Origin of the sequence: Paenibacillus sp. NPDC056933, from assembly GCF_042674385.1 — a bacterium.
Taxonomy (GTDB): domain Bacteria; phylum Bacillota; class Bacilli; order Paenibacillales; family Paenibacillaceae; genus Paenibacillus.
Map to the genome: position 1 here is coordinate 3,160,815 of NZ_JBHUQN010000001.1, position 20,816 is coordinate 3,181,630.

14 protein-coding genes and 3 pseudogenes are annotated in these 20,816 nt (G+C 44.2%); 10 read left to right on the forward strand and 7 right to left on the reverse strand.

The window, feature by feature from the left end:
• Nucleotides 1–16: 16 nt before the first annotated feature.
• Nucleotides 17–895 carry an SDR family NAD(P)-dependent oxidoreductase gene (locus ACFTRD_RS14010; RefSeq protein WP_379380724.1) on the reverse strand — a complete coding sequence of 293 codons (879 nt, stop codon included), beginning with the start codon at nt 893–895 and terminating at the stop codon, nt 17–19.
• Between the two features lie 135 nt (nt 896–1,030).
• Here ACFTRD_RS14010 and ACFTRD_RS14015 point away from each other — a divergent pair, with 135 nt between their 5' ends.
• Complete coding sequence (locus ACFTRD_RS14015; RefSeq protein ID WP_379380726.1) at nt 1,031–1,489, forward strand: MarR family winged helix-turn-helix transcriptional regulator; 459 nt, start codon at nt 1,031–1,033, stop codon at nt 1,487–1,489.
• Nucleotides 1,490–1,501: 12 nt separating this feature from the next.
• On the opposite strand, the gene ACFTRD_RS14020 is transcribed toward ACFTRD_RS14015, so the two are convergent.
• Both ACFTRD_RS14020 and ACFTRD_RS14025 read right to left on the reverse strand, forming a co-directional pair.
• Nucleotides 1,502–1,843 (reverse strand): hypothetical protein, encoded by a 342-nt coding sequence (locus ACFTRD_RS14020; RefSeq protein WP_379380728.1) that lies wholly within the window; start codon nt 1,841–1,843, stop codon nt 1,502–1,504.
• Nucleotides 1,844–1,878: 35 nt separating this feature from the next.
• Nucleotides 1,879–2,250, reverse strand: a complete 372-nt coding sequence (locus ACFTRD_RS14025) for a hypothetical protein (protein ID WP_379380730.1) — start codon at nt 2,248–2,250, stop codon at nt 1,879–1,881.
• 433 nt (nt 2,251–2,683) lie between these two features.
• Here ACFTRD_RS14025 and ACFTRD_RS14030 point away from each other — a divergent pair, with 433 nt between their 5' ends.
• A complete protein-coding gene (locus ACFTRD_RS14030) occupies nt 2,684–3,430 on the forward strand; it encodes an SDR family NAD(P)-dependent oxidoreductase (RefSeq protein ID WP_285078757.1) in 747 nt (248 codons plus the stop codon).
• Between the two features lie 159 nt (nt 3,431–3,589).
• Nucleotides 3,590–3,937 (forward strand): winged helix-turn-helix transcriptional regulator, encoded by a 348-nt coding sequence (locus ACFTRD_RS14035; RefSeq protein WP_024628709.1) that lies wholly within the window; start codon nt 3,590–3,592, stop codon nt 3,935–3,937.
• 721 nt (nt 3,938–4,658) lie between these two features.
• Here ACFTRD_RS14035 and ACFTRD_RS14040 read toward each other — a convergent pair.
• The 4 genes from ACFTRD_RS14040 to gap form a co-directional block, all read right to left on the reverse strand.
• Nucleotides 4,659–6,008 carry a DJ-1/PfpI family protein gene (locus tag ACFTRD_RS14040; protein WP_379380733.1) on the reverse strand — a complete coding sequence of 450 codons (1,350 nt, stop codon included), beginning with the start codon at nt 6,006–6,008 and terminating at the stop codon, nt 4,659–4,661.
• 685 nt (nt 6,009–6,693) lie between these two features.
• The gene (locus ACFTRD_RS14045; RefSeq protein WP_379380735.1) at nt 6,694–7,674 is read right to left on the reverse strand and encodes an NAD-dependent epimerase/dehydratase family protein; all 981 of its coding nucleotides are present in this window, start codon (nt 7,672–7,674) and stop codon (nt 6,694–6,696) included.
• A gap of 5 nt (nt 7,675–7,679) precedes the next feature.
• Complete coding sequence (locus ACFTRD_RS14050; RefSeq protein ID WP_379380737.1) at nt 7,680–7,892, reverse strand: hypothetical protein; 213 nt, start codon at nt 7,890–7,892, stop codon at nt 7,680–7,682.
• A 38-nt stretch (nt 7,893–7,930) separates the two neighbouring features.
• Complete coding sequence (gene gap / locus ACFTRD_RS14055) at nt 7,931–8,941, reverse strand: type I glyceraldehyde-3-phosphate dehydrogenase (protein ID WP_379380739.1); 1,011 nt, start codon at nt 8,939–8,941, stop codon at nt 7,931–7,933.
• 255 nt (nt 8,942–9,196) lie between these two features.
• Between gap and ACFTRD_RS14060 the strand changes: the two genes are divergently transcribed.
• The 7 genes and pseudogenes from ACFTRD_RS14060 (at nt 9,197) to ACFTRD_RS14090 (ending at nt 20,534) form a co-directional block, all read left to right on the forward strand.
• Nucleotides 9,197–9,760 (forward strand): TetR/AcrR family transcriptional regulator, encoded by a 564-nt coding sequence (locus ACFTRD_RS14060; RefSeq protein WP_379380741.1) that lies wholly within the window; start codon nt 9,197–9,199, stop codon nt 9,758–9,760.
• A gap of 106 nt (nt 9,761–9,866) precedes the next feature.
• A pseudogene (locus ACFTRD_RS14065) lies at nt 9,867–10,163 on the forward strand (cytochrome ubiquinol oxidase subunit I); the annotation flags it as partial.
• A 1,323-nt stretch (nt 10,164–11,486) separates the two neighbouring features.
• Entirely contained in the window at nt 11,487–13,460 is a 1,974-nt protein-coding gene (locus ACFTRD_RS14070; protein ID WP_379380743.1) for a GTP-binding protein, read from the forward strand.
• Nucleotides 13,461–13,853: 393 nt separating this feature from the next.
• Nucleotides 13,854–14,417 carry a GNAT family N-acetyltransferase gene (locus ACFTRD_RS14075; protein ID WP_379380745.1) on the forward strand — a complete coding sequence of 188 codons (564 nt, stop codon included), beginning with the start codon at nt 13,854–13,856 and terminating at the stop codon, nt 14,415–14,417.
• Nucleotides 14,418–15,231: 814 nt separating this feature from the next.
• A complete protein-coding gene (locus tag ACFTRD_RS14080) occupies nt 15,232–18,768 on the forward strand; it encodes an S-layer homology domain-containing protein (RefSeq protein WP_379380747.1) in 3,537 nt (1,178 codons plus the stop codon).
• A 217-nt stretch (nt 18,769–18,985) separates the two neighbouring features.
• Nucleotides 18,986–19,932, forward strand: a pseudogene (locus tag ACFTRD_RS14085) (helix-turn-helix transcriptional regulator).
• A gap of 68 nt (nt 19,933–20,000) precedes the next feature.
• Nucleotides 20,001–20,534, forward strand: a pseudogene (locus tag ACFTRD_RS14090) (DinB family protein).
• Nucleotides 20,535–20,816: the final 282 nt, after the last annotated feature.

The following is a 20,816-nucleotide window of genomic DNA, read 5'->3' on the forward strand; positions in this document are numbered from 1 at the left end:
TGATTAAAAGGCTCAATTATTCCAAAAGACCTCGTTGCTCCATTAACTGTGTCGTAACTCTCCACAGTTTATTTTGCATTCCAGCATCTCCGCCCGGATACACAGGAGTAATGGATGCCCCGCTTCCAACATTGAAATACCCTCCCGTAACTTCTCCAAAACTCGGCTCCACAGACAATCGAGTCATAATGTCTGCACCCCGGCGTGGGTCGCCGATATGCAAAAACGTTAAAATGCGCTCAAGCACACTCGCAAACCATAACTCCCGACCAAGACCCGTAACATTAAAGCCCGGATTTAAAGCATTCACTCGAATTCCAGTTCCATCCCAGTGACGGGCAAGTTCGCCAGTAAACATAATATTGAGCAGTTTGGTTTTGCCATAGATGGCGGAGGAGCCGCGTGCAGTAAAGGGATCGGTATCCGTCAAATCATCGGGCAGCATCAGCTTTCCATGATTCCGCGAGGCTTCAGATGCAACATTGACGACTCGGGCGTGGCCTGCCTGAACCAGAGACGTATGCAACGTGTGCGTTAGCAGCCAAGGTGCCAAATAGTTTACGGCCATCATCTCGGCAAACCCTTCGGAAGTGACTCTCTGTTCAAAAGCATGAAGACCCGCGTTATTCAAAAGAATATCAATACGTGGATAAGCAGCTGCAATTTCAAGCCCCATACGTTTGACATCGCTCAGTAAGGATAAGTCTCCGAAGAAAAAACGGATCTTGGTGGATGGCGCGATCTCCCTGATTTTGTTTCTGGTGGCATCGGCGCGTTCCTGGCTTCTGGCTGTGAGTACAAGATGTGCACCGCGTTTGGCAAGTTCAATGGCAGCAAGCTGCCCCAGTCCACTTGTTGCTCCGGTAATTACAATAATGGGTTGTGTTGTTTTCATAATGAGGTCTCCTTTTGACACGAATAGGATCGAATTATATAATGGACATAAATCAACTATATAATTTAATTGATATTTGTCAACTATATTTTCGCAAGCCTACTTTGATGTATCGAGGAGAGGGGAACAACAATAATGAGTGAACATCCGGCTAAAACCAAAGATAGAGAAACCCTGGAACTGGCACTTGGTGAGCAGATCCATGCGCTGGTTAGTGCTTCGCATGCGCTCAATGTTCGATCTGCCGAGCGTTTTGATGCGACCTTGCAACCTGCCGCTTTTCATCTGGTGCGGTGGTTGTACTCTTACGGTCCTACAAGCGCGGCATCTTTGGCAGAAGCGACGGCTATGGACCGCAGTTCGGTAAGCCGTTTGATTAAACAACTTGAGCAAGCGGGGTATGTGAGCAAGGAGCCGGACCCCGAAGATCGGCGCGGCGTTTTGCTGTCTTTGACGGAGCTTGGTCAACAATCGACGGTGAGTGCGCTCAAAGAGAAGGAGTCCGTCTTTTATGACCGTATATCCAGATGGGATGATAAGGAGCTGGATCGTTTCACCACCATGCTTCGGCAGTTTAACGGGTTGGATGGATAGTGAGAGGTATCATCATAGTTTCCAAGGAAGCTTTGGAAGCTTATATCGGAAAAAGGTAGTGTTTTCTTTTCTTACATAAATCCAGGGTGGTGGGACGGGGGTCCCTATCGCTTTATATAAGGCCGTCCCTTCATCGCTTGTCGAATATCTCTCGACACTTTGGATGTCGTTAAAATTAATCTTTCCCTGGTAAGATAATGTTTGTCCTTGAACAATGACATGGGGGGCTCCTGCAATGACTCGTTTCGTTGTGTTTAGAATTCCTACTTTCTCTTTAGAATTCATTACTAATTCGCTTAGTAATAATATGCTTACCAGGATAACAATGCTCACAATCCATCGCTTTTTTCTCATTTTGTAACCTCCACTAATTAGGAATCAATCCTTACTTAGTTCATGTCTTTTAATGACATGATCTCGTCGGATACGTTATTAAGTTTGGCTGAATAAGGTTTAATCGCTTGAAGGAATTCATTAAGAATTTTCTTGCGATCTTTATCAAAAGTGGCAGAGGTTATGGAGCTCTCTTTCAGAACGATATCATCCTTCAGGATCTGTTTGGAATAATTCACTGACTTATCGTAGTCGATTAGATGCGTAGACCCCGTGAATTTGCCGTTGGTTATTTCCCCTTTGGAGAATTCGGATGGTTTAATCCCGATATAGATTTCAGAAGAACCGATTTTCTTCTTATAATTGATATAAGTATCAAAGAAGTACTCGTCCCCGGTTAACTTGACATCGAAATTATAGTTCTCCATGTTAATTTGCGTCAACATTATCGGTTATTGGGAGAATCTTTCTAGTTTAAATATAAAGTGGAGAATGCCCACATTTCACAACCCGTTAACTCTCGCTTCACAGAAGTAAACATGTAAAAGCTAAATCAAAACCCAGTCAAACCCAGAGTACCTACTTTATGAACTACATTAGCCATATTGGAAAGAAAACAATTTCCGGCAGAAATTAAAAGAACATATACCATATCAAACTTAACGGAGTTTACTTCCATCTACTAGGCGGATAAAACAAACGCTTGTGCCGCCTCAATTATTACTTTTTGGTGACTATATCACTAAAAAGTGGGTACTGTTTTTCTTGTAACTTTTCCTCCATACTATCGTTCATAGGAAGTTCATGAGGTAGACAGAGCATCCTATACAATATAAAAATTTATAATAGGAGTGTTATAGAATGGGGAAATTTGACGGAAAAGTAGCAGTTATAACCGGAGGTACAAGCGGTATCGGTCTCGCGTCGGCACAGCAGTTCGTACGAGAAGGGGCTTACGTTTTTATCACGGGACGCAGACAACGTGAACTAGATGAAGCAGTAAAGCAGATCGGTAAGAATGTTACAGGTGTTCCAGGTGACATATCAAAGTCAGAAGATCTAGATAAATTGTTCGAAACAGTAGAGCGAGAGAAGGGACACTTGGACATTCTCTTTGCAAATGCCGGACTAGGGTCATTGCTTCCATTAGGAGAAATTACAGAAGCACAATACTACAAGACTTTCGATGTCAACGTGAAAGGAACCATCTTTACAGTACAAAAGGCATTACCTTTGTTTCCAAATAAAAAAGGTTCGATTATACTAACGGGATCCACTGCCGGCTCGACGGGGATGCCAGCGTTTAGTATCTATGGTGCCTCAAAGGCAGCGATCAGACAGCTCGTCCGCAGCTGGATTCTTGATATGAAAGGGACCGAACTTCGTATGAACATCCTTAGTCCGGGAACAGTCGTAACGCCGGCGTACGATGAGTTATTTGGCTCCGAACTAGATTATTTCCTGGAACAGGCAAAAAATGATATTCCGCTCGGCAGAGTGGGACAGGTTGAAGAGATCTCAAATGCGGTCATGTTCCTAGCCTCTGATGAAAGCAGTTATATGAACGGCGTTGAATTATTCGTAGATGGCGGAGTGGCTCAAGTTTAACCAGGACATAATAATTATTAAACGACAAAGATTTATAAATAAACTTAACGCGCTTGAATTATCCCCTCCATGTAACGTACAATTTTTCCGTCAGTGATTCTTGAAGGATTAAGCGATACATGAAGGGGATATTCTTAGGTTGGGAGATGGTGCATTGATATGAAAACTTTTTACTGTGAACTGGAAGTTACACTGGAGGTTATCGGAGGAAAGTGGAAGGGGCTTGTTCTCTACTATTTAATAAAAGGACCTAAACGGACCGGGGAGCTTAAGAGACTCGTTAATAATATATCGCAAAAGATGCTGATTCAAACACTTCGGGAACTGGAAACAGACGGATTAATTCGCAGAAAAATGTACAATCAAGTACCGCCTAAGGTGGAATATTCAACAACGGAACTGGGTCAATCACTTGAACCCATTTTGAGATCGCTTTGTGATTGGGGGGGAAACTACGCAGGGCAATCCTACGCTCCGGGTGAGATTGAGATTTTGTATCTAGATTAAGTCTCTCGGACGCGGATTAATGAGGCGTTCGTGTGCCCGGTTTCCCCACTCTATCTGAAATAAGATGTGTAAATGAGAGGAGAAGTCATGTAGAGAAATATGACTAACGTAGAGATTAGAGAGCTTAGCCGAGAACCATAGAATCTCTCGAAATGTGGATAAGGAGATTGACCAACTTCGCAGCAATATATGCAGGTGCTGCGAGTTCACTAAGGCGGAATTTTGTTGGAAATTTATGTATACGTTAGAATAGTCATAACCAGTAGGTGGAATCCGAGGTGATAAGCGTGAGTATATTAAGATACAGTTATCCCACGATGTTAAACAGAAGCAAAAGCTTGTCTTTTCGACCAGGAAGATACTTCAATGACAAGGCTTTTTCATTTTATCGGTACAAGTTTGTGTCCCGAGCCAAGGACAAGAACTTGTACCGATTGCCAATTTGATAAATATCTAAATAAAATAATGAGGAAAAATGTAGTTAATAAAATACTCTTTGTTTTTGCTGGACTAGATAATATACGACTAAAATAAATAGAAACAATGAACCTGAAAAGCAATTAGCCGCAAATAGGCGGACATCAATATAAGACATTAAATGTAATAGCCTGTTTCATTCCGGATTGAACAGACGGTTCCGCTATAGAGTTCATTCGATATGTCGGTAGCCACATTCAAGCTGGTTTAAACTCCAAATCCTTTTGATGTCGATCCTGTAAAATTACCCACGCCTATGAAACAATCGCCGATCAATGAAAAATCCGATAAGCAGAGATAGCATGCCAAGTATAATCGGCACAGCAAATGACTCCAGTGAGAAAGGGTTTCCCTCCAGCTTCAAATGGTCGGTAGCGCGATATTCGAGTCGCTTGGCAGCAAATTTTGCTGTTAATACATCTTCTTGCTTGGACAAATCCTCAAATGCAGGGTCCATTGCAAACCTCCCTTGCGCATCCCTGTGTAAGAAAAGCAGATTTGCACGATTGCTCGTTTTTTTCCATTGATGGATATCTTCAGCAGCTACAGACTCGGCTTGGGCGCCGACGATAATCATCTTTGATAATGCGGGGACCTCTTCCATCTGATAACGTGCAACCAAATTCAGGCCGTGCTTGGTTACAATCGGTTTATTTTCACGAGACACAGTTAATGTAGTCGTCGTTCCAGAAGCGGCATAGGTATCGAAGGCAGCGGACAAATCTAATTCATCTGCACCTGGATATAGCAGTACCCCTGCTTTGTCCTTCTTCCATTGATAAGCTTGATTTAAAATATACGTGATATCACTCAACCCTGCCGTGAATGGTTCCATTTTAGGCTGTGTTACATAATGATAAGAGGGATAATTGATTTCACTCGCCACTTTCTTCGCAGCTGCCTCACCCAACTGCTGGGAAATCACGTGGAGGGTCGCGTCAATTCCGGATGTAAGGCCGGCAGAGGAGACGATATTGCCTTGGGAAACATAACGCTGATCTTTCACCCACTGAATCTCTGGATAATTTTTGATTAGACGATTGATATCTCCCCAGTGAGTCGCAGCCATTTTTCCGTTCAACAAGCCGGTATCCGCCAGATTTTCCGCGCCATTACATATAGAAAGAAGAATAGTTTTATCACTCGAATGCTTGCGGATCCATTCACGGACTGGTGCATATTTTTCTTCATCTAAAATAGGCATAAACGGTATGACGATAATATCTGGACTTTTGCCAAGCCTCAGGTCCATATCAGCAAACGAATAATGTGGGACAACATCCAGTCCTCCGGTTAAAGATTTAATCTTGTAATCAGGTGCCACGCTGAACACATTGTAAGCTCCCGTTAGGGCAAACATTTCGTACGGGACAAGAAAATCAAAAACTTCGGTTACTTCGTTAGCCAGCAAAACAGCTACGGTTGGTTTGTCAGCATCATATGTAGGTACCTTTACATGATCCAATGCAGGAGTATTCTGGTTATAGAGCGACATTCCAGCATTCATGGTATGGGTGAAGCCGACGGCGCCTGCCCCTCCCACAATGATGATAAAAACGAGGACATACATCAAGATTCGTAGTACAACTTTCACTTACCAGTTCCCCTTCCCAAATTTAAAATCATTACCTCAAAAAATATACCAATTCAGAATCAACTACACACCTGACTGCGGTCGGGTGGGGGACTCGGCTACCGCAGGAGGGGAGTACTGGACTTTGGTCTATTCCCTTTTATAATCAAGACCCAATAGGGCTACATTCATATTCCGCTGTGCTAAAGGTTTTTCAATATGATGACTTCGGTCTTTCTCTATTTGGATAAATGATTTGAGAGGGGAATTGTCGGGAACGCCTTATAACGACATACACTAGACTGTTCTCAATTATCAAGATTAAGCACTGATTTAAAAATTGAATTTATTTGGTGGTGCAATGATGATTACTCATGAACTCAAAGTTATTAAACGAATGTCTGAAGGTGATGGATTATCTTTGGAGTTTGAGGGACTTTAGATGATTGATTAGAAGCTTTACAAAAATTAGCGGCACAATATCGACGAGAATTACAAGTCAAAGTTAATGAAGTCATCACTAAACTAACAGAGCACTTTAGTTCAACAAATTAAGGAGCAGTATCGCCGGTGGCGACTGCTCCATTTTTTTATTACGTTAATAGGCTTTTTGATGATCTTGTAGTGCTCATGCCTACCAAATTGGCCAAAAGAGCCAGTCCAGAGAACAACTTACCATCGATTGCCGTCGTTTGCTTCCAAAGCCTTATCGTCGAGCAGATGGTTCCTCATAGCTTTGCAAGCCGGCGTCGCGCAAAGTTCTTCCGACATAGTCCAACTCCCGACGTGCAGCGGCATCGTTGACGGTGAACTCACGCCCAATCATGCGTATCATCGAGCGTGAGATCGGCGGATCGTCGTCTTTCCGCGTGACGCCCCAGATCGTGTCGAACAGTCGGCCAATGGCAGAGGCGAGCCAGTAGGGCATCGAACGCAGTTTATCGATGGACAGGCCCTGCAAGTTCGCAAGCGAGGCGACGAACTCACGGAAAATCTGCCCATCCTGGTCTTTGATGAAGAAGGCATGGCCGCCTTCTCCGCGTTCAAGAGCGCATTGTATGGCTTCAACTACATTGTCCACATGGCAGGTTGAAAATGGATAATCGCCGCGGTCGATGAACGCGAACTGTCCAGATTTGACTGCTTCGGGAAGCGCTCGGCTAAACGGATCACCTGGCCCCCAGATAGCCGGTGGGCGAAGCGCGATCGTGCGAAAGCCGGGTTTGTTGGCTGCCAGAACCAATGAATCGGCCCGTGCCTTGCTCGCCAGGTAGGCGGAGAAGTGGTTCGGGAAAGTCGGCGCGCTTTCATCGGCGTCGCGGATGAGCGTACCGCCGTTATCCATGTGGATCCCCGCCGCGCTGATGTAGACGAATGTCTTCGCACGGGCGGACTCGGCTGCCTTCAGCAAGGCTACGGTGCCATCGACGTTGGTACGGAAGAAGGGTTCGCGAGGCCCTGAAAAGCGGAAAAGGGCGGCCGCATGCACAACTGCATCGATCATCGGTAACACGATTGGCGTGCTGCTTTCGAGATCGGCATCAACCGGCGTCGCACCCATGGCCTTGAGTTTGGCGTGAGATGATACAGAGCGTGTGAGGGCGAAAATCTGGTGACCATCCTCCACGAGCTTCGGGATCAGGCGGCCGCCGAGCAGGCCGGTGCCTCCCGTGACAAGAATTTTCAATGTGATCATCCTTTCGGTTCGGAATTCAGGATAGTCCGCATGGCGCCGCCGCGGATTTGCTCAAGAACCGCAGAAGTGGGTGGTTCCACCTTGCGTAGCCGATCTGTGACGTGAAAGCTGGGATGCAGCATTCGCAGACGCCCACTAGCGTCAACAGACTCGCCTCCCGTCAAAAGCAGACTAATGCCGAACAATCGATCATCGTAAGTGGAGTTCATCCTCCATGGGATTTTCCTTCTCTCCATCCTTTGATTATTTATCTAGCGATCTTAGCGAAGTGCTCCAGCGTACGAACCAATTGGGCTGTATAAGACATTTCGTTATCGTACCAAGCTGCGGTTTTCACCAATTGCTGGTCACCGACTGTCAGAACTTTCGTCTGCGTGGCGTCGAAGAGCGAACCGAATGTGATGCCTTTGATATCGGAAGATACAATTTCGTCTTCCGTGTAGCCGAAAGTTTCTGGATCGGAAGCTTCTTTCATAGCAGCGTTAACTTGCTCAACCGTTACCTTGGTATTCAAAACAGCAACGAGTTCAGTCACGGAACCTGTTGGTACAGGTACACGTTGAGATGCCCCATCCAGTTTGCCCTTCAGTTCCGGAAGAACCAGACCAATGGCTATTGCGGCACCGGTGGAGTAGGGAACGATGTTCTCCGCTGAAGCACGCGCAGCTCGGAAATCGCCTTTTGGATCCGGAGCGTCAAGCGTGTTTTGGTTACCCGTGTAAGCGTGAACGGTCGTCATCAGCCCGGATTGGATACCAAACTTGTCGTGCAGAGCTTTAGCCATAGGGGCCAGGCAGTTGGTTGTGCAGGAAGCGCCGGAAATGACGGTTTCCGTTCCGTCCAGTGTGTCATGGTTCACGTTGTATACGATCGTTTTCATGTCGCCTGTAGCAGGGGCGGAAATGACGACTTTCTTCGCTCCGCCTTTCAGGTGAAGCTCGGCCTTTTCTTTCGTGGTGAAGAAGCCTGTACATTCGAGAACAATATCAACGCCAAGCTCTCCCCAAGGAAGCTCTTCAGGATTCCGCTTAGCCAAAACCTTAACCTCTTTGCCGTTTACTTTGAAGGTTCCGTCATGGACTTCAATGTCACCGTGAAAAGTGCCTTGCGTCGTATCATATTTGAGCAGATGAGCTAACATTTTAGCATTCGTAAGGTCGTTAATCGCTACAACCTCGACGCCTTCCACATCTTGAATTCGGCGAAAAGCGAGTCGTCCGATTCGTCCAAAACCGTTTATACCTACTTTTACAGTCATTGAAAAATCCCCCTATAAGTTTTATTTATTCCAATAAGCGAATGCCAGTGATGAAATAAAAATGGGCCAGCGCTATTTCATTCTAGAATGGCCTGTTGTATAATGTGAAAAGAGACCGATCGGTATCTTCATATTAGCATGATATTAGTGAATTGCAAGGCGAATTGAATAATTCATTTAAAACAAATGAAATAAAAAAAGGTTCATACGGAGGAGCTCATGAAAAAAGGGGACAGAACACGGGAACATATCATTATGAAATCGGCTGAAATTTTTAACCAGAGAGGATATGCCGGTACATCGCTAAACGATATTATTGCCGACACAGGAATTAAGAAGGGGGGCATCTATCGACATTTTGCCAGTAAAGACGAGATAGCGCTTGAAGCCTACAATTATGCTGCCAGTATGGTCGCCAGAAAATTTTCTGAAGCGGTCGATCAAGAGCAGTCTGCGTCAGGAAAGTTGGTTGCTTTTTTTCGTGTCTATGAGAATGTCGTCAACGATCCACCGTTTATTGGCGGATGTCCCATGCAGAATACAGCTGTAGAAAGTGACGATACTCATTTGGAGCTTTGTGGTCAGGCAAGGCAAGGGCTGCATAGTTTCTTGGATATGATGAAAAGTATTATTCGTGACGGCATTCAATCTGGGGAGTTTAGGGAGGATCTGGATGTGGATGCGCTAGCATCATTTGCATTTTCCTTGTTGGAGGGAGGGATTTTACTCAGCAAGTTGGATGGGGATAACAAGCACATGCTAATGAATAAAAAAATCTTCTCGTCCTATTTGCAGCAATGCTGCTTAAAGACCAGTTAATCTGGTGTACTGGCACATCGAAATGGAACTGAGCATCATCGATGACAACTCAAGTTCAGAATTTTGACTTTCGAAGGATCATTTCTTTTAAGTATAAGCTGTCGGGTTCGCCTTCTTTTTTGAAGCCATTTTCCTAGGGATTTACCTTTACACGTGGGAACGGTTTAAAAACCCGAAGATGCATTGGTTACTAACGATTCCTATTGTCGTTGGTGCAGGGATATCAGCAGTATTTATCACGACGGTAAACGGATTTATGAATCAACCAGGGGGATTTACGTTTGAAGGAGGACAATTCACAGCCGTTGATCCCGTTCAAGCAATGCTGAGTACGGCAACATTCTCCAAGGTGTTTCATGTATTAAGTTCGGCCTATTTAACAGGAGCTGCTCTGCTGGCGGGTTTTGGTAGGGAACTTTATAAGAGGACTTAAGCTACAAGCAGTTTTGCTGTTGTAATAATGACTGTACAAAAAAAAAGACGCTACAAAAGTCGGTTGATAAATATATCAAAAATTGATTATGTATAATACGCCAGAACGGAAGCCAGCCATTGTCGAGGGACAAGAACATGGTCCCATTGAAGTCGCTATTTTAGCGGCTTTTTTATTTTATCGGTACAAGTTCTTGTCCCGAGCCAAGGACAAGAACTTGTACCGATTGCCGGAATGGACAAGAACATGTTCCTATTACCGATTAGATATATATTTAAACGTCGATCACATGCACTTAAAACCTAATTAAGTACCATAATACATGAAAATGTTCAAATTGTATGAGACAACGGACACAATGGAGAGGTTAACAGGGAGTGGACATAACTGATTTGCCCCAATGAACAGGGGATAGAACCGGGTGATGTATACAACTAAGTAGTAGGATTTTTCTCTTAGGGCAAGCTGAAACTGAAATGACTTGCTCAATAAGCAAAATCATTATCCTTTCTTATTATGCAAACTATACTTGCGAACTAGCTGGAATCTCTACAGGTATCAACATTCAAGACTATCCCTCCGATTCAGGCAAAAGTTCAAGTCAAGAACGGTATGATAGAAAGTGAGTGGATCTCTAATAATGGAGAAGGTTTAGTACCCTTGGAAAAATGATTGGATATACATACGCTTTTAGTACGAGTGATTCTCTGACAGCAGCGATCGAGAGCGAGACAATTTGGGATGAGGTAAACGGCTATTTAGCCACAGGACAATACACACTTATAACGGAGTTCATTGATAAGCTCCAAACACCAAGTCAGGATCTCCAGATGATGTATCACCTTTCTATGTATCATATGTATGACCAAGCTGGAGAAGATAAAAAAGCATTAGAGTCCTTGTACAGCATTCCCAAGGGTGAAACGAGGATTTGATCAATTATTACAAATACTTGAATGATTTCTATGAGGATGAATCTCCATAAAAGTACTTAATAATTATGTCTGAAAACTTTTGCAGAATTTCATTCGAAATTTTCATTTTTTGTACCGATTTTGTACCGAACACGACGAATCAGTGCTGTACTGTCGAGAGACAAGAACATATACCCATTAAAGTCGCTATTATAGCGTTTTTTTGTTTTATTCATTGTCATCTGATGTTGAAGGTTTGTAATAAAATTCATAAAAAGTATAATAAGAGTATTACATATAAGGAGCGTGAATAGTATGCGAAAAAATACTATGACTATACAAAAGGAGAATAATATGAAAATAAAAAGGATGATAACGATTGAAAAATATAAATATAGGGATTCTTGCGCATGTAGACGCAGGAAAGACGAGTTTAACTGAAAGATTACTTTTTGAAACTGGTATCATATCTGAAATCGGCAGTGTTGATAAAGGAAATACGCAAACAGATTCTATGGAAATGGAACGACAACGAGGAATTACCATTCAATCTGCTGTCGTTTCCTTTACGGTTAATAATGTGAAAGTGAATTTGATTGATACACCAGGTCACCCCGAATTCATCTCTGAAGTTGAGAGGGCTTTACGAGTATTAGATGGAGTCATCCTTGTCATTTCATCTGTCGAAGGTGTTCAAACTCAGACACGAGTTTTGATGAAGACACTTGCTAAATTGAAAATCCCTACAATCTTTTTTATCAATAAAATTGATCGGGTGGGTGCTAGGTACGAATCGTTACTAACTGAGATCCATGATAAATTGACACCCCATGCTTTAGCAATAGGTTTTGTTTATAATATCGGCACATCAGCCGCGCATATGGAATTGTTCACGGAAAACAATCAGAAATTTATGGAGGGCCTAGCAAATCGTTTAGCTGATAATAATGAACGCTTTCTCGAACGATATCTTTACAGCGCTAAAGACTTAGCTCCCGTTGACTTTGAATCGGAGTTTCTAGAACAGTTCAAGCAAGCACAGCTTTATCCGGTGCTATTTGGTTCAGCAATTACTGGTGAGGGCATTCCCCATTTGATTACAGCCATACAAAATTGCCATTCTTCCGTTCATTATGAAAATACTTCTTTTACAAGAGGGAAAGTTTTTAAAATTGAACGTGGAAAAAACGACGAAAAGATCGCTTACGTACGAGTTTTCTCTGGTGAAATCAAGATACGTGAGAGTCTTTCCTATTATCGGATGAATCAAACAGGAGAAATTATCAAATTTACCAACAAGGTCACGGGGTTGAAACACTTCTTCTCTGGAAAAACAACAGATGGAATCATTGCTGTAAGTGGAGATATCGTAAAGATTATGGGGTTAACAGAGTGCCAGGTTGGCGATGACATCGGTGTTCCTTCCAATGAAACGACTGAAACTCTATTCTCGCCGCCTAGTTTAGTAACAACGATCAAAGCCTCTGACGAAAATGAGACCATTCATTTATTCAGAGCATTGAAAAAATTAGCCGAACAGGATCCGTTTATTCATATCAAACAGAATTCTCTTCAAAGGGAGCTATCTATTCATCTTTATGGTGAAATTCAAAAAGAAGTGATTCGGGATCAACTGAAAAAAGACGCTCAAATCGATATCGAATTTCTTGCGACACAGCCTATTTATATTGAAAAGCCTATCTTTACAGGGGAGGCAGTTGAGAGAATGGGAGACAAGGGAAACCCATTTTATAGTACTGTAGGCTTTCGGATTGATCCGAATCCTCGTTCAACCGGTATTGAATATCATCTAGAAGTAGAGCTAGGCTCCCTACCTTTATCGTTTCATAAGGCAATTGAAGAAACCGTCTATGAGACGCTTAAGCAAGGACTATATGGTTGGGAAGTTCGCGATCTAATCGTAACACTTACTGATACCGCCTATGCAAGTGCAGTTAGTACAGCTAGTGATTTTCGAAAATTAACGCCTCTTGTGTTAATGAGAGCACTAGCTGAAGCAACTACTCAAATTTATGAACCCATTCATCGGTTCGAATTAGAGGTTCCTGCTAATTATCTAAGTAGGATTTTATTTAAACTAACTCAAGCCTCTTCAACCTATCAGGATCCGATTCAGAATGACCAGGTATTTATGATATATGGCATGATCCCGATTAAGAATATTCAGTCATTCAAGAACCAACTTCCGGGTTGGACCCAAGGTGAAGGTGTATTGCTATCCGAATTTTATGGCTATCAGTCCTTCGATGGTGATGTGCCATCATGTACAAGATACGATCATAATCCATTAAATCGGAAGGAATATCTCTTACATGTCTTGAATTCGGTGTAAGCTGATAAAGCGAGTAAAAAGCAGTGTACACCGCTTGTACGCTGCTTTTTCTTTGACTCATTTATAAAAGAACGAGACAGTAGAGTGCCTATCGTCAGGCAAGAGAAAGGGTGATCACGATAAATCTGAATAAAGCTTTAGGGCTAAGGCACACGAACTGGATTTAAAGCTGCATCAGTTGGATGGGTCACCATGTGAAAGAATAGAATACATTGGAATAACGGAGGGTCACTTCAGTTTTTTATCTTACATATCCATAAAGATATATCTTTATGGAACGTGGATATATATAAAATAATTAGTTGGAAATTTATTCTTTTCATTTTACAAACGTTTAACAGTGTTATTAGCAGAGGCGGGATTTGTTATGATAAAAATCTGGAGGCGAATGAGATGCTGGAATTAGAGTTTACTACTATAGAGGAGTGGGATGAAGTATTGTGGGCGCGGATGGAGCGGATTTATCATGAGGCTTTTCAAAGCGGCGCTAAGACAAAAGCGATTCTGCGCAGTATGCTGGACCGGGGGATTGGTTATTTACACACGGGCGTGCATCATGGAGAAGTGGTTGCGATGGCTGTTACTGGACTGGAGGGGAAGGCTGCGGACCGCATCCTGATCATCGATTACCTCGCGGTTGAACAGAAGCTGCGCTGGTTGGGCATAGGGACCTGGATGCTGGAGCAGCTCAGAGACTGGGCGTTAAGGGAACACGGGATCAAAGGTATGATTATCGAGGCGGAGTCCGGGACAACGGAGGCTCATCAGGAACGCATTCAGTTCTGGCAACGCAACGGGTTCATCCTGACCTCCTATGTCCATCAATATAGAATGGTGCCAGAGCCGTATCAGGCAATGAAGCTGCCACTGGATAGAAGCACGCATGTACCTGATGATGGTGAAGCACTGTTTCGTTATATCAATGCTTTTCACAAGGTTGCTTACCCGAAGAGTTAGACCGCATTCAAGGGACCTGCAGGAAATTTCCGTAGAGATTAGCTGACGTAAAGTTAATCAAATCTGCGAAGGGTGGTTGATTTTCCGACTTAATGCAAGAAACTTAGTTTCATTGAAAAGGTTAGGAACGTGGTACCAATGTCGATTAGAATATTTATCTGTTTCATTAGGCTAACGCGAGCAGGTTAGTTGACAAAGGTTTAAGGGCAAGGTCGAGGAACTATCAACTCTAGCTGATAAGCAGATTAAAAGATGGGGAGAACAACAGAAATCTAGCGGCAAACTATCTGCAGAGGAAACTTGTGGAGTTTTTGCTTCTTTTCATAGAAAGGAGGCAAAGTATAGCGAATACAGCCAAGTTATTTGGACATGTATCGATAATTAATTATTAATTTGACCTTTGTATTATTGACCTCAACAACTTATTTGTTGGGGTCAATATTATAAAAAGGAGATGCGAAAAATGACTTTTTTTGAACAAGGGGAAGAGCTCTATGAAGAAGGTAATTATGATGAAGCATTAGCCACATTCCTAATAGACCACTAACAGTGGTGGAAATTCCCTGAATGGTGAACAAAATTCGAATTTTGTTTCACCCTCTTGCAACGTCTCAATAGCACATTTCCACACCTCAATATGGAGTGAGAGTGAGCATAATTTTCATAAACACAGCAAAAGAAATCGTTAACAAAATGTAAAGTCATGCAGAGATATGTCAAATTTTTAATAGGCGCTTTCATTGTGTTGACCCTGCCCTCAAAGTCTCTTATATTTACTTCCGACACAACAACTCAGAACGGTGGTGGGATGATCTTGTTCAATAACAAAGGAAAGAAAATGCTTGCTATGCTTACGCTTATACCACTGGCTACGGGCCTTGTAATGGGAGCTTTCCCTGCTGCGGTAACTTATGCGGATGCGGGAGATAACACACCAACCAACAGCTCGGCAGCAGGGTCATGGCAAACGGGAGACTTGCACGTACATACATTTGAGTCCGATGATGCTCAGAATTCGCTGGAAAATGTACTCGACGCGGGACTGACGAAGTATGGTCTGGACTGGATCGCGCTTACGGATCATTTGCGGTTATCCAAGCGTGATCACAATGGAGTAGACATTCCAGGCGGATCGATTCCGATGTCTCAAGGGATGAATGAGTACCAGGTGCCACAGATCAAAGCACTTCAGGATGCAGGCAAATACGCAGGCAAAACAATCTTCTCCGGTTTCGAATGGGACATGCCGACACATGAACACGTGGGGGTGGGTATTCTCACGGATGAGCCGAATTCGACCGAAGCGCTGGAAGCTGCGAACGAGTTTGAATATCGTTTTACGAATCGCGCAGCGAACCTGTTCAATACGGCTGATGTCGTGAATTGGGATCTGACGGGGGGGCGTGCCTATACGACTCATCAGGATGCCCTGACTGCTATCAATTGGCTGGCAACCAAGTATCCAACGACGAGTTATGCGATGATCAACCACCCTTCACGGGGCAAAAACAAATATACCATCGCGGACTTCCGTGAATTCAACGATCTGGCTCCACAAGTGGTTTTTGGTATCGAAGGTATGCTGGGCAATCAGATGGAACCGGACCGCGGTGGGTATAACACAACATACAACGTTGCAAATCCAACAGCAGATGATGGATATAAATACCGTACATACGGCGGTGTGGACTACATGGTCGCCAAGGTGGGCGGACTGTGGGACGCATTGCTGGGAGAAGGGCGCCACTTCTGGAACTATGGCAATTCGGATTACCATTTCAAGACGATTGACACGAATTCCAGCGGTTATTTTCCGGGCGAATATGCCAAGACTTATTCGTGGGTTGAGGGTACAGGTATGCAAGCCGTGCTGGAAGGACTTCGTTCTGGGAAATCATTTTCCGTATTCGGTGATCTGATCAACGCTCTGGACTTCACGGCTTCCGGCGCGGGTACTCAGGCTGAAATGGGCGGAGACCTGGGTGTGACCCAAGGTGACGAAGTCGAACTGAAAATCCGTTTCAAGAGTCCAACCACGAGCAACAATTATGAAAAACCAATCAACAGCGGCATGTCTGCTGGACAAGTACCGGTGGTAGATCATGTCGATCTCATCGCGGGAGATGTAACGGGCAAGGCTGAGAAGGGCACAGCCGCATATAACAAAGACACCAACGACTCCACCCAAGTGCTGGCTACCTTCACATCCAACGATTGGACGACAGACGCTGAAGGCTACAATGTCATCACATACAAGATCAAAGCCACAGATCAGGATAAGTATTTCCGTCTGCGCGGTACGAATCTGGGTATGAATGTTACAGGTGAAACCGTAAATGGTGAACCACAGCTTGATCCGAAAATTACAACAGCTGGTGCTACGACTCGCTTCAATGAGATCAATGATAAGAACTATGGCGATCTGTGGTTCTACTCCAATCCGATCTTCATGAGTGCCACACCTTACAGTGATGCACAGGCGGTAACGGATACGCTTCAAGCGATTGATCTGGGCGATCTGAACGCGGTCACTTCCGACCTTACCCTTCCTGTGGAAGGAAAACATGGAGCCACGATTAGCTGGTCCAGCTCCAACCCGGAATTGATGGATGAACAGGGCAAACTTCTTACACAGCCTGAGAATAATGAGCGATTGGAATTGACGGCAACGGTACAACGTGGCAGCGAAACGGATACCAGAACGTTCACAGTCATTGTGGAAGGAACCAATAATCAGGTATTGGTGTTAAAAAGCAACATGACCACTGCTGACGGCCAGCCGTATCATACGGATACATGGACGAACCAGTCTGTAACGGTTAGTGTAACCAGCGAAGTATACGCGCCTGCCACTTCGGCGACGATCGAGCTGTCTCTTGATGGAGGTCAGACGTATGAGCCGTATACGGAGAATACACCTTTGGAGATCACCGAGGCTGGAGAGCATAAGCTGTTATTCAGAGCGACAGACGATCTGAACGAAACGTACACTTTACCATTGGTGGTCAAAATAGACCGCGAAATCCCTGTCATCACCCTGCAAGGCAGCAGCCAGATGACATTAACCGTGGGAGATACGTATAACGAGCCCGGAGCACAGGCTGCCGATAATGTGGGCATCAGTGGTTCCGTGCAGATTGACGGCACAGTGAACACACAAGCAGCGGGGATCTACACCCTTCGTTATAACGTGAAAGATATTGCCGGCAATGCTGCACAGGAAGTCAAACGTACGGTTACCGTACAAGCCCGCTCAGGCAATGATGGCGGGGGTTCAGGTGGAGGTAATGGAGGCAGCTCTGGTGGGAATTCTGGAGGAAGCACACCAAGTGTGCCAACAACGCCTACCGTTCCAACCACACCAACTAACCCGGATGCGGGCTCAGAATCAACTACTGAAGTGAAAGTAGAAGTAGGAGCGAATCAGCCTGTACAAACGGGTCTCAAAGACGTCGTGCAATTCAACGCGCCGGCTGGAGCCATTGGGCAAAAAGATACGTTGCAACTATCTGTCGTGACCAAGGACCAATTGCAGAATGCAGCTTCACTGAACGTACTGAGTCAAGCGGTACAAATCAGCCGCACTGGCGGACGGACATTGAGTGAGCAGGCAGCACTTAGCTTGCAATATGACGCTTCCAAGCTGCCTCAAGGAACACAGCCAGCAATCTACTATTATAATGAAGCTCGTCAGAGCTGGGTATTCGTCGGCGGGAAGACAGACGCAGCAGGAACGGTGACGACGAATGTGAATCATCTGGGTACCTTCGTGGTGTCCAGTTACGTACCAGCCAATCTGTCCGATCTGAACGGTCACTGGGCATCCGACTATGCAGATCGCTTGATTGGAATGGACGTAATTCAAGGTTACACAGATGGTACATTCCAACCATCCAAGAAGATTACACGGGCAGAGTTTGTTGCGTTGATCAGTAAGGCACTGGCCTTGAAGTCCATGCAGTCGGATACGACGTTTGCGGACCAAGGCAGTCTGCCAGACTGGGCGATGAGTGACATCGCCGCAGCTGTGCAAGCCGGAATCGTGAAGGGCTATGGTGATAATACATTCAAGCCTAATCAGACGATCACTCGTGCCGAGATGGCTGTGATGATGGCGAATGCATTGAAGTTAAGTGCAGATGCACAGTCGGGAGCGAGTGGAGATACTGTAAAATCAAGCTTCACTGATGCGACGCAAACGCCGGCTTGGGCACAAGAAGCACTGAATACAGCCGTTCAGGCCAAAATTGTGAACGGATATACGGATAATACGGTTCGTGCGGGAAATATGACGACCCGTGCGGAAGCTGCGGCAATGATCTATAAGCTGCTGTTGGCGATTCACGTGTAAGAAGTAACGAAGAGAATTAACCGTATATAAAGCAGATATAAAGTAGATAAAAAAAACTGATATCCTTATAGGGTATCAGTTTTTTTGGGATTAAGACTTGCTCATCTTCGGGGGTGGCATGTAAGATGTTCTATTGCTGTAATTCACGAAACGATAGGACAAGTTACTGTGATAGAATGAGTTAAGTTTGGATGATGAAACGGTGGGGGCTTGGAACATGAACAAAACGGAGCGGCAGCTTGCGATTACGCTTGAATTGCAGCGGAGAAAAATGTTAAGAGCAGAAGATTTAGCTGCTCAATTGGAGACAAGTGTACGTACGATATATCGAGATATTCAGGCATTAAGTGAGGCTGGTGTTCCGATTATGGGAGCTCCGGGTCATGGGTATTCCCTCATGGAAGGATATTTTCTGCCCCCCGGTAAGCTTCACAGCAGAAGAAGCGGTATCCCTGCTTATGGGAGCTGATTTTATTGAACAGAGATTGGATACGGACTTCGCAATGGAGGCTAAGTCGGCTCAACGAAAAATTGAAGCGATTTTACCTGAATCCGTTCGTAACGAATCCACGCGTGTTCGGGAAACGATGCGACTGCTTCATACGGTCGAACCTTTAATCAGAGCGAGAGTGAAAACATATCTTAACCAGATACGTAATGCTATTTTGGAGCAACGTAAAATCAGCTTTATGTACCTGAAAAAAATGCCAGGAACGGATGCAATCGGTATAATATCCGTGAGGTTTCACCTTATGGACTCTCACTTGTTCAGGAGAATTGGGTGTTAATTGCACGTTGTGATCTGCGACAAGACATTCGTCATTTTCGTTTGTCACGCATGACTAAACTTTCAGAGTTGGAGGAACATTTCCTTTTGCCGACGGATTTTGATCTAAACAGTTATCGACCTCCTGATGACCGTAACGAACAGTATTAATTCGGGCTAAACCTGAAATTACTGACAAAATTATGGAGGCCCTTCATTTTTATATAGATGCATTTGAGGAACAAGAGGAAGGTGTCATTTTTCATTTTCGGGTCCGCTATCCAGAGGAAATATTGCATTATTTACTCGGCTGGGGTGGAGATATCGAGGTTTTGGAGCCGGAGTCTTTACGCTTCCGAATGCAGGAAGTAGCCAAAAATATCTTGAAGCACTACTGACATACACCTGTCAGTAGTGTTTTTTTTATACTTTGGTATATCACAGATCAAGAGGAGTTGGTTGAAGGATGATAAGTACAACGGAAGTATTGAAATCATTTGAAACGACAGTAGAACGATATTTGGCAGAACTGAAAAAATTGGATATGGGTAGCTTACATAAAAAAAAGAGTGAAGAGGAATGGTCCATTGGACAGATGTATGTACATTTGATTCAATCAGCGCTTTTCATGCATCTGCATAATATTGAGCAGTGTTTGAGCAGCAAGAGTTCGACGTTAAACTAGGAGGAAAAAACAGAACTGGGTAGGCAAGTGTTTGAATTAGGACAATTTCCTCCCGTTCCTGTTAAAGTTCCTGCTTCCCCGGAGTACACCCCGCAACCACCCGAGAGCATGGAGTCCTTGATCGATGGGCTTCACGAGGTAGTGGACCGGATGAGAAGCACGGCATCCGTTTTACACCAAGCATCGGTAAACAACAAAATACTTCATCCAGCTCTTGGAGCTCTAAACGCTCAAGAGTGGTTTTTGTTGATAGAGATGCACTACAGACATCATTTTTTGCAATTAAATCGATTGAAATCGAATCTGGAAAGGTAAACGAGAGAAGAGAATGGAATGTATCAATGAAACCAAATCAGGACAGCAGATATTGGATTGGCGTTGTGTCTCACAACCGAACCAATCCAAAACGAAAGTGTCACGAATCGAGAAGTACATGCAGCCAATCTAAATTCTTTAGAATAATATAAGCTCCAAAAGGCTATTCCCTGTCATTCGTATGACGTCTGGGAATAGCCTTTTTTTATATTCAACTGAAAATGAAAGGACCTAGCCTCTATTTGCTCGGTCATTACATGCATAAGCCTGTTTGCTAATATC